Below are 14,550 nucleotides of genomic sequence, written 5' to 3'. Positions count from 1 at the left end.
TAAGGGGGGGCGGAAAAAAAGAGAAGAATTTTCAGAGGCTTTTTAACGCGTTTTTGACAGCGTGCGCGGAGGATGGAGGCAGAGGAGAGGGGTGAAGGAGGTAGAGAAGGTGAGGGTGGCAAAAAGGCTGAAAACCTTAGTCCTGGGAATGCTGCTTAGCCTCCCCACCTTGGGCTTGGCCATGACCCCTGCCGGCACGGTGATCCGCAACCAAGCCGCGGCCTGGGTGGGTCCTGAGCGCTACCTTTCCAACGTGGCGGAGACCGTGGTCCGCCCCCTCTGCCTTCCCTCCCTTACCCCAAACGGCACCCCCGTGCTTCCCGGCCAAGAGGCGGGCATAAGCCCTGGGGGGTACGCCTACCTGCCCTACGCGCTAACCAATGCCGGGAACGCCACCTTTACCTTCTCCTTGGGGCATGCCCTAGGCCCCCGGGACTGGGAGCCGGAGGCGGTGGCCCTGTTCCCTGACCAGGACGCGGATGGCCTTCCCGATACCGCCACCCCTTTAGCCCAGGCCACCTTGGCCATGGGAGAAACCCTCCGCCTGGTCTTGGCCGTAAAAGCCCCGGCCGCCGCCACGGGCACCCTGCTCCTTACCCCCGTGGCCCGCTGCCCCGACGGACGGGAGGACGCCGACAACTATGCCCGCCTTACCCTTACCTCCGGGCCAGCCCTGGCGGTGGAGAAGGAGATGCCCCCGAGGGCCTTGCCCGGGGAGGAGGTCACGGTTCGCCTACGGGTGCGCAACCTGGGAACGGCCACGGCCCTGAACGTGATCCTTACCGATGAGCCCCTCCCCCTGCCCTTTGTCCCCGGCACGGCCCAGGCCCCTAAGGGCCGGGTGGAGTACTCCGACGGTGTCGGTTGGAGCCCAAGCGAACCCCCGGGGGTGAAGGGGATTCGCCTGGTGCTGGACCGGCTTTTGGTGGGGGAGGAGGCCACCCTGACCTTCCGCCTGCGGGTGCCCCCCGGTACGCCTCCGGGGCGGGTGGAAAACCTGGCCCGGGCGGAGGGGCCTGGGGGCCCGGCGGAGGGAAGGGCCACCTTAGAGGTACTTCCCTTGTACCAGCACCACCTGGGCCCCTTCCGCAACCCCCGGGCCCTTCCCGGTGGGGAAGGCTCCGCGGACGACCAGCAACAAGGCCTGGGCTTGGCGGGGCAACCCCTTTGCTTCCCCCACACCCTCGAGAACGCCGGCACGGTGCAGGATGCCTATGACCTCCTTCTGGAGGGCCTTCCCGCAGGGGTGGGCTACTCGCTGGTGGGGATGGACGGCGCCCCCCTGGCCCAGCCCCTGGTCTTGGGTCCTGGGGAGCAGGTGGACTTCCAGGTGTGCTACCTCTTTCCTGACGCCGGTGCCTTCCAGGTGCGGCTGGTGGCCGTTTCCAGGGGCACCGGGGCCAGGAACGCCACGGTGGACGCCGTGCAGGTGGCGCCCGCTGGGGCCTTGAGCCTCTTCAAGGAGGCAGATCCCCCTTCGGGAACCACCCTAAGGGTGGGGGAGGAGATCACCTACACCCTGCGGGTGTCTAACGGCTTTGCCCCCCTCACCCAAGGGGTGGTGGAGGATGCCCTAAGCCCCCACGTGGAGTTCGTTTCCGCCTCCCACGGGGGGGTTTACGACCCCGGGGGGCACAGGGTGGTCTGGCACCTGGATGCGCTACCCCAAGGGGATACGGTCCTCACCCTGAGGGTGAGGGTGCGGGCCGCGGTCCCCGACGATACCCTCGTGGAGAACGCCTTCTCCTTCAAGTCCCGGGAAACCCCCAACCCCATCCTCTCCAACACCACAAGGCACCCCGTTTTCAGCGTGAACCTGCTCTTGAAGAAGGAGGTGACCCCCAAGGAGGCCGTGGTGGGGGACCTTCTTACCTATCGCCTCATCCTGGAGAACCCCTCTGCGGCAGGCCTTACGGTGCGCATCACCGACACCCCTCCCCCTGGGACCCGCTACGAGCCGGGCACGGCCCGGGTCTTGCCTGGGTGCGAAGGGGAAGGGGAGGCCCTGGAGCCCCGGGTGGAAGGCGGCCAGCTCATCTGGGAAAACCTTCCCCTTGGGGGAAAGGGCAGGCTCTGCCTCATCTACAAACTCCGCCTCCTGCCCGGGGCGCCCAAGGAGCTGGTCAACACCGCCCAAGCCCTGGGGGTAAGCGAAAACGGGGCGGCCACGGCCAGCGGGAAGGCCCAGGCCCTAGCCCTGCAACGGCCCGGTCCCTTTGCCCTTGAGGGGGTGCTGTTGGGCCGGGTCTTCCTGGACCTGGACGAGGATGGGCGCTTCGGCCCTGGGGACATCCCCCTCCCTAACGCCCGGGTCTTGCTGGCCAACGGGGTGCAAGCCCTCACGGATGCCTCCGGGCGGTACGCCTTCCGCGGCCTTTCCGGCCTCCATCAGGTGATGCTGGACCCCGCCTCCGCCCCCTTCCCCCCGTACCCCTTCCCATGGACCTCGGGGAGGGGTACCGCAAGCGGGTGGTGGTGCAAGGGGCCACGGTGGTGGACTTCCCCTTGAAACCGCCCAAGGGGCTCATCCGGGCCCTGCGCTCCACCACCTTGAGCCTGGGGCCTTTCCGGGTGGAAAAACGCATCCTGGAGGTTAACGGGAAGCTCCTGGTGGAACTGAGGCTTAGAAGCGACGAAAGCCTCCCCGACCTAACCCTCACCGATCCCCTGCCCCAAGGTGGGGAGAAGGCCTTCCACTTCCCCGCCTTCCAAGGGGAGGAGGTCCTGACCTATGAGTTGAACGAGGCCTTCCTGACCGATCCCGAGGTGCGCTGGAGGTACCCATGAGGCTCTTTTCCAGGTTGATCCCCCTTTGGTTTGCCCTAGTTCTCCTTTTTTCCCCGGCGGGCCATGCTCAAGGCGAGCTGACCCTGAAGGCCACGGTGGTGGGCCTGGACCTGGGGTGGGAGCTCGAGGGTTTTGAAATCTGGCTGGTACCCCAGGCGCAAACGGGCCGGATCGTCCTTTACTCCCCGGGCCTGGACCCTGAGGATTACCGCAGCGCCCTGAAGGGGAAGGCGGAGCTTGGGGATGAGCGGTACGACCGTGGTTTGGGGACGATCCGCACGGTCTTCCAGCTCTACCAAGGTTCCAAGCTCCTCAAGGAGATGGAGTTTGGCGTGGAGCCGCACCGGGAGGTGGTCTTCTTTGAGGGCCCCTTGACCGGAGAGCCCCTTCTCCTTAGGACTCGGATGGAGGGCTTGGGGAAGAATGCCTTCCTTATCCGATCGCAGGGGTTTACCCCCTACCTGGACGGGCAGATCCAGGTGGTGGACGTGCGCTATGGCGCAAGCCCCACCTTCCGCCAGCTGCCTGGGGAGCGAGGCCAGTTTGTGGAGCTTTTCTCCCTTCTGGCCAAGGAGGTACCCTTAACCCTGGCCTTCTACGATGAAGACGGACCCGAGGAGCTCCTTTCCCGGGTGGTGGAACCCGATGGCCGGGCGGTGGACCGGAAGGTTTCGGGGGATCGGGAGTGGGCGGAGTACACCCTGCGGCTTCCCGGGCTATACCGCTTCCTCTTTACCCAACCCCCTTTGGCCAAGCAGTACTCCAACACCCTGGCCCTTAGGGTGGGGGCCTGCGTGCGGGTTGGGGAGACCTACCTGGAAGCCGTTCCTCCTGGTCCCCGGGAGGTCCGGGTGGAGGATCCCCAGGGGAACACCTTGCCCCTAAACCCCAGCGTTTCCCAGTCCGGCCTTGTCCTTTTGGACCTGCCTGCGGGATACCGGGTTCTGGAGGTGCGGACGAGGGGCGCTGTGATCCCGGAGGGTGAGCGTTGGCGGATAGGTTGCCCTGGGGGCGAGGTGGTGTACGTGGTGGAGCCGCCCAGGGCCGAGCTCCAGGTCCAGGTCATCCTGGACCTTCCGGGCGAGGAGCGGCCCGGGGAGGCTCAGGTGGAGGTGGGGCAGGAGGCCCGGAGGGTGGTGGGCCAGGCCCTCTTTTCCCTCCCTCCGGGGGTTTATCCCCTGAGGGCTTGGGCGGAGGGGGCTTCCGTGGAGGGCCCGAAGGAAGTTCGCCTCCTCCCTGGGGGCCGGGCGGTGGCGGTTTTCCGCCTCCGTCCCCGGGTGGAGCTCTCCCTGACCCCGGAAACCCAGCGCCACCCCCAAGGGGATGCGGCGCGCCTGGTCCTGAGGGCCACCACCCCTTATCCTGGCCTGCTTCCCGCAGAACTCCTCCTGGAGCTTCCCCCGGAGCTGGAGCCCCTTGGCCCTACCCGCATAACCGGGCCTTTGGCCCAGGGGCGTCCCCTGGAGCTGGTGGTGGAGGCCAAGGGCCCCGCGGGCACCTACGCGGTGCAGGGGAGGCTTGAGCCTTACGGCCTGAGGGCCTCGGGAAGCGTGGAGTTTTACCGCAAGGCCAGCTTCACCCTCAAGAAGGAGGCCCTTACCTCCAAGGTGGCCCAGGGGGAGGAGGCCCGCTTCCGCCTCACGGTGGTGAACGAGGGGGATGAGGCAGGGGTGGTGCGGCTACGGGACCTGGGTGGGCCGGGGCTTGTTGGCCAGGGCTTGGACCAGACGGTGCGCCTCGAGGCCCGCCAAGGCCGAAGCTACGAGGTGGCCTTCAAGGCTACGGGGGAAGGCGTCTTGGTGAACCGGGCGGAGCTCCTTTCCCCGGAGGGCGAGGCCCTGTACCGGGCCGAGGCCTCCGTGGAGGTGCTCTTGCCCAAACCCGACCTCGCCCGGGAGCTCCGCTTCCGCCGCTACCTGCCCGGGGAGGAGGTGCAGCACCGCCTGGTGGTGCGCAACCTGGGGGAGGCGCCCATGCCCTACGTCCTGAGGGACGTCTGCCCAGACTTCTTGGAACCCAATGAGGCCCGCTTTGAGGGGGTTCTCCCTCCTGGGGGCGAAAGGGTGCACACCTACTCCGCCCGGGTGCGCTTCGGCCCGGAGGCGGAGGGGGTTTGCCAGGCGGTCTTGGAGGCTAGAGGGGAGAGGCTAACCGCGGAGGTGGCCTTGGCCCGGGTCCTCCTCGCCCTGAAGAAGGAGGCCCGGCCGGATCGGGTGCTGGAGGGCGGCGAGGCCACCTTCTTCCTCACGGTCAGCAACCCCGCGGACCATGCGGTGCGCGTCCGCCTTCTGGACACCCCGGCCAAGGGCCTTCCCATGGAGGGCCTGGACATGGAGCTTCCCCTGGAGGCTGGGGAAAGCCGTACCTTTGAGCTTCCGGTGAAGGCGGTGCCCACCGGGGTCCACCTGAACCGGGCCAGCGCCTTCCTTGGGGAAACCCCCGCGGCCTTCCCTGCTGAGGCCAGCCTGGCGGGCCTGCCCCTCTTGGTGCCCGAGCGGCTTTCCGAGGTGCGCTTGCCCTACCGGGTGGAGGCCCCCCAAGGGGAGGGGCTCCTGGTGGCCCTGCCCCTTCCCGAAGGGGCCACCTACGTGCCGGGTAGCGCCCAGCTCTCGGGCCTCCCCCTCGAGGACCCCCTCGTCTACTCGGAAAACGGCAAAGAGGTCCTTTACTGGAGGTTGCCCTTTAGCCAGGAAGGGGAGGTGCGCCTCCTTCTGCGCCACGAGAGGGCCCTTCCCCCCTTGGGGGCGCCGGGGCTCACCCTGATCGCCGGGGGGAGGGAGGTGGCGCTCCAAGGCACGGCCAGCCTCGAGGCCTACCGCAAGGCCAAGCCCCTCAGCGTGCACCGGGTGGGGGTGATCCGCGAGCCCAGGGACGGCCAGGTTTTCCGGGAGCGGGACGCCATCACCGTGGTCCTGGAGGGGCCCTTGGGTCCCCTCACCCTGCGGGTGAACGGGGAGGAGGTGGGCAAGGAGCGCCTGGGCAAGGCCGAGCTGGATGAGGGCCGCGGCTGGCAACGCCTGGAGTACTACGGGGTCCCCCTTCGGGTGGGCAGGAACGTCTTGGAGGTGGCGGGGGTGGCCCAGGACCGGGTGGAGGTCTTCCGGGCGGGGAACCCCGTGCGCCTCAGGCTCTCCCTCCTGGAGGCCAAGGTGGATGGCCGCACCCCCATCAAGGTCTTGGTGGAGGCCCTGGACGAGAACGGCCTTCCCGCGGGCTTCGGTCCCCTCACCCTGGAAACCGACCTGGAGCCCCTCAACCCTGACGCCTTCCTGGACATCTCCGGCTACCAGATCCTCCTCAAGGACGGCCGGGCCGAGCTCCTCCTCAAGCCCCTCCCCGCTCCCCGGGAGTTCGGCGTGCGGGCGGAGTTCAACCGTATCCAGGCCCAAGCGCGCTTCTTCGCCGGCGAGGGGCAGGAAGGGCTTTGGTTGGCCCAGGGAAGCGTGGGGGTGGTCCTGGGGAACATGCAAAGCGGCTTTAGCCTCGAGGCCCCCCGCCTCTTCGGCCTGGCCCGGGCCTACGCGGAGGGCCCCCTGCTGGAGGGCCGGGGGCAGCTGGCCCTGGACACCGCCGGCGGGCTCGCCACCAAGCCTTCCTTGGAGCGGTTCCCCATCACCGGGGCGGCCACCGAGGCCCAGCGCCCCCTGACCTCCGATGACCCCATCGCCTTCCGCTACGACCAGGAGGCCTTCTCCATCACCTACGAGCGGGCGCCCCTGGGGGCTGGCCTCCCGGAGGCCACCGCCTTGCGCTTCTCCACCCGGGGGGCTACCCAGCTTCAGGCCTTCCTGGGGCTTCTGCCCAGGGAGAGGGTGCAGGAGCGCATCCTTCCGGACGGCACCTCCTATTACCGCCTCTCCCAGCCGGCCAAACCCGGTACCCTAAGCCTCCTCCTGGTGGAAGGGGCCAAGGAGACCAGGCTCGTGGAAGGGAAGGACTTCGTGGTGGACGAGTTGGGGAACCTCCAGCTTTCTAGGCCCCTTTTCCCCACCACCCCGGGCCTGGCCCCCGTGTACCTCCTGGCGGAGTACGCCCCCCTTTCCGCCCCGCGGGACCTCCTGGCCTATGGGTTGAGCGCCACTCATGAGGAGGGGGGGGTCCGCTTTGGGGTTTCCGCGGCCTACCTAGGGGCTTGGCGGTATGGCCTGGAGGCGGGTTATGCCCAAGGGGCCGACCGCTTAGGGCTTAGCCTCGGCTACGCCGAGGACCGCTTCCGGCTGGCCTTTGGCGCCGAGGCCCGGCTTGGGGCTTTCCGCCTCAAGGGGGACCTGCGCACGGAAGACCTGTCCCAGGGCCTGGCCGGGGTCCAGGGCCAGGCCCGCCTGGCCTACGAGGAGGAGGGGGTTCCCCTGGGGGTGGCCCTGGAGCATGCCACCCCTGCCCAGACCGCCCTGCTTCTGGAGTACCGGCCTAAGCCCTTCACCGTGGGGGCGGGCCTGGGTTACCTCTGGACGGAAAACGCCTGGGCCTTCCTGGGCCGGGCAGGGTATGAAGAAGGCGGGGCCAAGGCCCTCCTCACCCACACCCAGGCGTTTGGGTTCGGCAAGGCCCTAAGCCGCCTGGACGCCACCTTGCCCCTGGACCCCAACCTATCCCTGGAGGCCGGCCTTCTCTACACCTGGGGCGAGGGCCTCTCGGGCACCTTGGGCCTTCGGCAGAAGCTGGCAGGTGCCAACCTGGCCCTTTCCTACCAGCTCCCCACCGCAAGCGGGGAGGGCAACCGGGCCCGCTTTGGGCTGGAAGCCCCCTGGCCCCTCACGGACACCCTCAGCCTGAACCTCACCGCAGGGCTGGAGAGGAACCTGAACACCGGCCAGGGCCTCACCGCCTTCGGCCTGGCCGCCCGGTACCAGACCAAAGCCCTCTCCGCTACCCTTGGGGGCGAGGTCTCCTTAGAGGAGGAAGCCAAGCTGGTCTTGAAGGGTGGGGTGGCGGGAAGCCTTGACCAGGAGAACACCCTTGCCGCGGACTTCCTCTACCGCCCCCTGGAGGGCAAGGGCCGCTTCAGCGTGGCCTACGCCCTCTTCGCCCCCGAATGGAACCTCCTCACCTACCACCGCTTCCTGGCCGAGGCGGAGCCCCTTTGGGAGGGGGAGCTGGCCCTGGCCTACCATCAGCCCGCCTTCCAAATCCGCCCCGGCTTCGCCTACCGCATCAAGCCCCAAGACGCCTTGGCCAACACCTACCAGGTCTCCTTGGGGGGCAACCTCTACCTGGGGCGCACCTTGGGCCTGGGCGGGGCCCTTTACTACCTGTTCCAGCCTAGGACCGGTGGGGATCGGCTGGCCTACAGCGTGGAGGGAAGCCTCCGGGTGCTGGAAGGCCTCTGGGTCAATCTGGGCTACAGCTTCGGGGAGACCCTCCTGCAACCTGAGGGTCTTTACCTGCGCCTGGACTTCTTTGGAGGTAGCCGATGAAGCGCTGGATGTTTGCCTTGTTGGCTCCTTTGAGCCTCGCGCTTGGCCAAGTGGTAACGCCCTTTCAGCCAAGATTCGGCCCAGTGAACGAGCGGGGGGATATTCTCCTCATTGGCAACACCTTGATGTGTATGTCGGCATGGCCCTTTACCAGTTGTGATACAAACTGGATGGGGAACCCCAACTCAAATAACACAGCAATCTCCGGTGGTCAATTTGACCCCAATCGCCGGATGATTTTCGTTAATGCGGATCCAGCAAACCCTACTTGGCCCTCTGGCAGGGGTGGATCAAGCTCGGCAACCCTGACCCTTCCCTCCGATGCCGAGGTGTTGTGGGCTGGTTTGTACTGGGGTGCTCGGGCAAGGGAGAATGATGCGGGTAGAAACACCATATACCTGAAAGCTCCCGGAAGTAGTCTGTACCAAACCATTACAGGCACAGTGCTTGGCACGATTACTACTAACTTTGTCAGCGGTAACAACACCTATCGTCCTTACGTGGCCTTTGCCGACGTCACATCCATTGTGCGCACTTCCGGGGTCGGTACCTACTGGGTGGGTGGGATTCGGGCCCAAACGGGGAATGACCTCTTGGGCTACTACGCGGGGTGGAGCCTGGTGGTGGTGTACAGAAGCCCCAGCGCCACCTTCAAGAATCTTGTTGTATACGATGGCTTAGCAGTTGTATCGTCACTCGAGGGGTTCCCTTCTGCAACGATTACACCTTCTGGTTTCCTGACCCCCCTTGTGGGCCCTGTCACCGCGCGCCTAGGAGCGGTGGCCTTTGAAGGGGATGGGGGTATTACGGGGGATCAGCTAAGGGTCAATGGGTCTGCCCTCAGCGACAGCCAGAACCCCTCTAACAATTTTTTCAATAGCTCCGTATCTGATTTGGAAGTGCGCTTTACGAACAAAAGCCCGGACTTTTTGAACCAGCTTGGAATTGATGTGGACCGGGTTGACGCCACAGGGAAGATTCCGAACGGGGCAACCTCGGCCAACCTGGAGTTTTACTCCCAAGGAGATGCCTTCTTTCCCGCGGTGCTAACCTTCGCCGTGGATCTGTACTTGCCCGATCTAATCACCACTTTTACTAAGAACGCAAACGACTTGAACGGTGGGCAGGTTTCCGTGGGTGACATCCTGGAATACACCATAAGCTTCACCAATACGGGCACTGACGGCGCCACAAACGTGACGGTGCTGGATCCCCTCCCCGCCGGAACCCAGTACGTTCCTGGAAGCCTACAGGTGGTGCAGAACGCTCCTGGGGCTCCCACGGGGGGCATGACAGACCAAAGCGGGGACGACATAGCGGAGTACAGCCCATCCTGTCCCGAGCTTTCCGGCAGTCCTCCTTGCGTGCGCTTCCGGTTGGGGACTGGGGCGAATGCCAGCCAAGGTGGCGTCTTCTTGCCTAGTCAAGGGGCCGAGGTGCGTTTCCGGGTTCAGGTGCTTCCCAGTGCTGCCGGGCAAAATATCCTCAACACTGCGCGGGTGGACTACAACAGCCTTACCTTGGGCACCAGCTACAGCCAGACGGCCCAGGCCCAGGTGAGCGTGACCGTGGAGCCCCCTCAGCCACCCAGCCTTTCCAAGGCTTTCTCCCCGGATACCATTGCGGTGGGAGGTGTCAGTGTCTTGACCCTCACCCTGAGCAACCCCAACAACTATCCGGCCACCCTCACCGCTGACTTGGTGGACCAGCTGCCCAATGGGCTGGTGGTGGCGAACCCCGCCAACGCCTCCACCACCTGCCCCGGAGGCGTTCTAACCGCTAACCCGGGGAGTGGAACCATTACCCTTCATAGTGGGGCTCAAATACCTGCGGGCGGTGCGTGTACCCTCACGGTAGAGGTAACTTCCAACGCTCCCGGCACCTATACCAACACCTTGCCTGCGGGGGCTTTGCAAACAGATCTGGGGAACAGTCAAAGCCCAGCTTCCGCTGTCCTCAGCGTGACAGGTTATGCCGTGACCGGTTATCTCTACCACGACACGCAACCAAACGGTATGCGGGACCCTGGGGAGGACTGGCAGACCGGGACCACGGTGTGGGTGAAGCTGGTCCAGGGGAGTGTGGTGGTGGCCGTGGCCCAGGTGGACCCTGGCACGGGGACCTTCCAGTTCCAGGGGGTGGCTCCGGGCAGTTACCTTCTGTTGGTAGACGACAACAACGACGTGGGCGACACCGTGCCCACCCCGCCCTCTGGCTGGCTTTTCGTGAACCCCCCCACGGGCAGCCTTTCCCTCACGGTGAGCGGCAATACCTCAGATCTCCTCTTCGGCCTCTTCCACGGGTCAGTGGTGCAAGGCCGGGTGTTCTGGGACCACGGGCTGGGCGGGGGCACGGCCAACGACGCCTGGCAAAACGGCGGGGAGCCGGGGGTGGGGAATGTGGAGGTGCGGGCCACGGACGGCACCAACACCCGCATCACCCTCACGGACGGGACGGGCTACTACCGCCTCTACCTCCCGGCCAGCTGGGGCACCGTTACCCTCACCCATCCCCTGCGCCCGGCCACGGGTTACAACGACGGGAGCACGGCCACAAAGGTGGCAAGCTGGCAGGCGGCCACGGCCCCCAACTCCCCTGGGGCCACGGTTTCCCTGGGCCCGGCCTCTTCCCTGGCGGGTGGGGTTAGGGAGCGGAACTTCGGGGTGGTCGGGGATAGCCGCTTCTATCCCGATGGCTCCGGACAGACCTCTTCCCCCGGGGTGTACACCTTCAGCCACTGGTACCGCCCGGGCACCCTTGGGGACGTCACCCTGGACCTGGCCTCCCCACCCACTCCCCGCTACACCTACCAGGTCCGGGTGGATGGGGACTGCGACGGTAGCTTTGGCCCAGGGGAGGACTGGACCTCCTTGCCTTACACCTTCCCTGTGGGGGGTTCTTGGCCCCGGGAGCCCGAGGGCAGCCTGAAGGCCTGCCGGGTGGAGGTGCGGGTCCTGGTGCCGGCGGGGGAGCCCATGGGGGCCACGGATATCGCCCTCGTGGAGGCCAGGCTTGCGTGGAGTGGGAACCCCGGGGTCCAGGAGCCTGACTCCCTCACGGACACCGTGCAGGTGACGGGGGGTGAGGTCCGCCTGGAAAAACGGGTGCGCAACGTGACCCAGAACACCCCCTTTGCCGCCACGGGGCAGGGAAAGCCTGGGGATGTGCTGGAGTACTGCATCGCCTACCGCAACCTGGGAACCCAGCCCGTTGGCCTCTTCACCCTTTCCGACCCCGTGCCCTTCTTCACCGACCCCCTCACCAGCGTGGCCGACTACGGGGGCAAGGCCATCCGCTGGACCCATGCGGGTGCCACCCAGTACCTTACCGCCCAGACGGGGGATGATGCCGGGGAGATGGCAGGCGGCCTGGTGAGGGTGGAGGTGGGCAGTGTGGGGCCAGGGGAGTCGGGGGAGGTGTGCTACCGGGTAAAGGTGCGCTGATGCGGCTTGCCTTCACCCAAGACGGCACGCCGACCCTTTTTCATCCCGGCTACGGGGAGGCCTACCATCCCCGGCAGGGGGCGCTTCTCCAGGCCCGCAGGCTCTACCTGGAGAAGACCCTCACCCACCTGCACCCCGCCCCGCGGGTCCTCGAGGTGGGCCTGGGGCTTGGGGTGAACTTCCGGGTGACCCTGGAAAGCGCCCTGAGCCGGGGCGTGCGCCTCCGGTACCTGGCGGTGGAAAGGGAGCCCCTTTCCCCGGAGCTCCTGGCCAAGGTCCGCCTTCCCCTCCCCTTGGCGGAGGAGGTTTTTGAGGGGCTTCTAAGGCTTTGGCCTAGGGAGCGCTTCTCGGGCCCCTGGGGGGAGCTTTGGGTGGTTTTCGGGGACGTGCGGGAGGCCCCGCTTCCCCGGCGCTGGGCCACGGCGGTCTACCTGGACCCCTTCAGCCCCCGGGTGAACCCCGAACCCTGGAGCCTCCCCGTGCTCCGGAGGCTTTTCGGGGCCACCCGGCCCTTGGGGAGGCTTGCCACCTACTCCGCTCAGGGGGCCTTCCGCCGGGCCCTCAAGGAGGCGGGGTTTGCCCTGCACCGGGTGCCGGGGGTGGGGAAGCGGGAGTGGACGGTGGGAATCGCCTTAGGAGCTCCTCGCGGCTGAGGTAGCCCAGTTGGGCCCAGGCCCGGTCCCACCTCAGGAGCTCCCCGCGGTACAGCCAAAGGAACCAGGCGCTGGCCAGGGTAGCCACAAGCCTGGGCCAAGGGGGCAGGGGTGAGGTTTGGAAGCCGAAGAGCCTGGCCCCCTGGGCCAGGTAGCTGTAGCCGTAGACCAGGCGCACCTCAGGGTCTTCGGCCACCCGGGCGGCCACCTTCTTCAGGCTTTCCCTTACCTGCCGGATGGTCTCCGAGGTGGAGAGCTCCATGACCCGGGGGCTTTCCAGGTGGAGTTCCAGGGCGGGGGTGCCCCTGGGTAGACCCGGAAGGTCGGGGCCGGGGAAGGGCTTTTTCTCCACGCGGAAGAGGTCAAAGGGGCCGTAGCCCGCCCGCTCCACCCCGTGGGCCTGGTTGTAGCGCTCCTCGAGGCCTTGCAGGCCCCGGATGAGGGCCAGCCGGGGCGTGAGGGGCCGGGGGGCGAGGTCCTCCAGGGTCACCGGCCGGTAGCCCAGGGCCAGCATCCGCGGCAAGGCCAGTTCCAAAAGCCTAAGGGTGCGCTCGGGGCCGTCGTGCAGGAGGACGATGGACCCAGGGCGCAGGTAGTAAAGGAGCCTTTCCGCCAAGGCCTCGGGGGGAAGGTCCAGCCAGTCCTTGCTTTCCAAGTCCCATAGGGCGATGCGCTTGCCCAGCAGGCGAGCGAAAAGCCGGGTGAAGGGCGTGTGAAGCCCATGGGGCGGGCGGTAGTAGCGCCCCGGGTTCCGGCGCATGTGCGCCCACTCCAGCCAGGGCAGGAAGAGTTTCCAGGCCTGGTGCCACTCCCCGTGGTCCTCCACCTGGTGCCCCTCCCGCCTTAGGGCCTCCACCAGGTCGGGCCGGGCCCGGGCCCTCTCCCCGGTGAGGAAGAAGGTGGCCTTGACCCCGTGCCGCCTTAGGAGGTCCAGGAGGGCTTCGGTCCTCTCCGAGGGGCCGTCGTCAAAGGTGAGGGCCACCTTGGGGGTGCGCCTCGAGGCGTGGGCGTAGGCCCCAAGGCCCAAAAAGCGGAAGAGGAGGTCCGAGACCCCATAGAGGAGGAGGATTAGGCCCAGGATCAGTTCCATCGCATTCTCCAGAAGAGGGCGGCGTAAAAGAGGCTAAGCGCAAGGAAGATGGCGCTACCGAAAAGCAAGGGGGCCCTTATGCCGAAGGTCTCCCAAAGGAGCCCTCCCACCGCAGGCCCCAAGGCCACCCCCAGCCCCTCCACGGTCATCAGCCCGCCCCAGATGGCGGCCCGGTTTTCCTGGGGCAGGTTTTTGGCCAGGAAGCCATTCCAGCCGGGTAGGAAAAGGCTGAAGCCAAGGCCGCCCAGGGCGGCGAGCCACAAAAGCTCCCAGGGGCTCGTGGCGAAGGCCAGGTGCGCCATCACCAAGGCCAGGAGGAGAAGGCCGCTCACCAGGGCAAAGCGGTAGCCCCGCCGGTCCACCTGCCGGCCGGTAAGGGGCAGGAGGCCAAAGGCGAGGCCCCCGCCCAAGAGGAGGAGCCCTCCTAGGGCGATGGGCTCGAGGCCCAGCTCCTCCTTGGCAAAGCGCAAGATGAAGAGGGAGACCAAGGCGGGGGCGAAGGTTTGGCCGAAGGCGGCGGGGAGGAAGAGAAGAAGCCGGTGGAAGGGGTAGGGTTCCCGTGCCGTCTTGGGGATCGGGATGCGGAACGGGAAAAGGCTAAGGGCGAGGAGCAGGACCAAACCCTGGGCCAGGATGAGGAGGGTGAGGGCCGTTTCCGAGTCCTTCTGGGCCACCTGCCCCACCCCCACGAGGCCGATGCCCACCCAGGGCATCACCAAGGTCAGGGTAAAGGATAGGGCCCTGGCCTCCCGTCCGGGAACGGCGATGCGGCTGGCCAGGGTCATGAGCCCGGGGTACAAGGTGGACATGCTAAGCCCCCAGAGGACGGCGAGCCCCCATAGGACCCAGCCGGCATGGGCCATGGGGGTAAGGAGGAGGGTGAGGAAGCCGATCAGGGCAGCCAGGCTTACCGTGCGTCCAAACCCCACCCTTTCCGCCAGAAGCCCGCCAAAGGTCTTGGAAAGGTTCTCGGAGAGCTGGTGGAAGGTAAAGGCCAAGGTGAAGGTGGTAGGCCCGAGCCCCAGGTGCTCCGGGGCGTAGAAGGGGAGGAGGCCAGCGAAGAAGCCGCTCCGTACCCCCTCCATAAGCCCCACGGCTAGGACCAGGCGGAGGAAGACGGAAAGCCCCTCCTTGGCCCACGGGAGAAAACGAAACACGCT

The 14,550-nt window shown here is 66.8% G+C and carries 7 protein-coding genes; 5 read left to right on the top strand and 2 right to left on the bottom strand.

Going from position 1 to position 14,550, the window contains the following annotated elements; genetic code table 11:
• The first annotated feature begins 109 nt into the window (after nucleotides 1–109).
• From BS74_RS05820 to mnmC2, 5 genes are read left to right on the top strand one after another with little or no spacing between them, the layout of a single operon-like run.
• On the top strand, nucleotides 110–2,509 hold the full coding sequence (locus tag BS74_RS05820) for a hypothetical protein (protein ID WP_245606086.1): 2,400 nt from the start codon (nucleotides 110–112) through the stop codon (nucleotides 2,507–2,509).
• On the top strand, nucleotides 2,440–2,787 hold the full coding sequence (locus BS74_RS12415) for a hypothetical protein (protein ID WP_245606085.1): 348 nt from the start codon (nucleotides 2,440–2,442) through the stop codon (nucleotides 2,785–2,787). The genes BS74_RS05820 and BS74_RS12415 overlap by 70 nt, the downstream gene beginning before the upstream one ends.
• Complete coding sequence (locus tag BS74_RS05815; protein WP_051946777.1) at nucleotides 2,784–8,204, top strand: hypothetical protein; 5,421 nt, start codon at nucleotides 2,784–2,786, stop codon at nucleotides 8,202–8,204. The genes BS74_RS12415 and BS74_RS05815 overlap by 4 nt, the downstream gene beginning before the upstream one ends.
• A complete protein-coding gene (locus BS74_RS05810; protein WP_038056888.1) occupies nucleotides 8,201–11,647 on the top strand; it encodes a DUF7933 domain-containing protein in 3,447 nt (1,148 codons plus the stop codon). The genes BS74_RS05815 and BS74_RS05810 overlap by 4 nt, the downstream gene beginning before the upstream one ends.
• On the top strand, nucleotides 11,647–12,300 hold the full coding sequence (gene mnmC2 / locus BS74_RS05805; protein ID WP_038056885.1) for a tRNA (5-methylaminomethyl-2-thiouridine)(34)-methyltransferase MnmC2: 654 nt from the start codon (nucleotides 11,647–11,649) through the stop codon (nucleotides 12,298–12,300). The genes BS74_RS05810 and mnmC2 overlap by 1 nt, the downstream gene beginning before the upstream one ends.
• On the opposite strand, the gene BS74_RS05800 is transcribed toward mnmC2, so the two are convergent.
• Nucleotides 12,209–13,390 carry a polysaccharide deacetylase family protein gene (locus BS74_RS05800; RefSeq protein ID WP_038056884.1) on the bottom strand — a complete coding sequence of 394 codons (1,182 nt, stop codon included), beginning with the start codon at nucleotides 13,388–13,390 and terminating at the stop codon, nucleotides 12,209–12,211. The genes mnmC2 and BS74_RS05800 overlap by 92 nt on opposite strands.
• Nucleotides 13,381–14,547 carry an MFS transporter gene (locus tag BS74_RS05795; protein ID WP_038056882.1) on the bottom strand — a complete coding sequence of 389 codons (1,167 nt, stop codon included), beginning with the start codon at nucleotides 14,545–14,547 and terminating at the stop codon, nucleotides 13,381–13,383. Before BS74_RS05795 ends, BS74_RS05800 begins: the two co-directional genes overlap by 10 nt.
• Between the last annotated feature and the right edge of the window lie 3 nt (nucleotides 14,548–14,550).

The sequence above is a fragment of the Thermus amyloliquefaciens genome, assembly GCF_000744885.1.
Classification (GTDB): Bacteria; Deinococcota; Deinococci; order Deinococcales; family Thermaceae; genus Thermus; species Thermus amyloliquefaciens.
The sequence above is the reverse complement of the archived record's forward strand: the minus strand, read 5'-3'. Positions and strand labels throughout refer to the sequence as shown.

Excerpts from the sequence above, each read along its gene's own strand:
- BS74_RS12415 (WP_245606085.1), top strand. The coding sequence starts at position 2,440 with ATGGACCTCGGGGAGGGGTACCGCAAGCGGGTGGTGGTGCAAGGGGCC.
- BS74_RS05815 (WP_051946777.1), top strand. The coding sequence starts at position 2,784 with ATGAGGCTCTTTTCCAGGTTGATCCCCCTTTGGTTTGCCCTAGTTCTC.
- BS74_RS05810 (WP_038056888.1), top strand. The coding sequence starts at position 8,201 with ATGAAGCGCTGGATGTTTGCCTTGTTGGCTCCTTTGAGCCTCGCGCTT.
- mnmC2 (WP_038056885.1), top strand. The coding sequence starts at position 11,647 with ATGCGGCTTGCCTTCACCCAAGACGGCACGCCGACCCTTTTTCATCCC.
- BS74_RS05800 (WP_038056884.1), bottom strand. The coding sequence starts at position 13,390 with ATGGAACTGATCCTGGGCCTAATCCTCCTCCTCTATGGGGTCTCGGAC.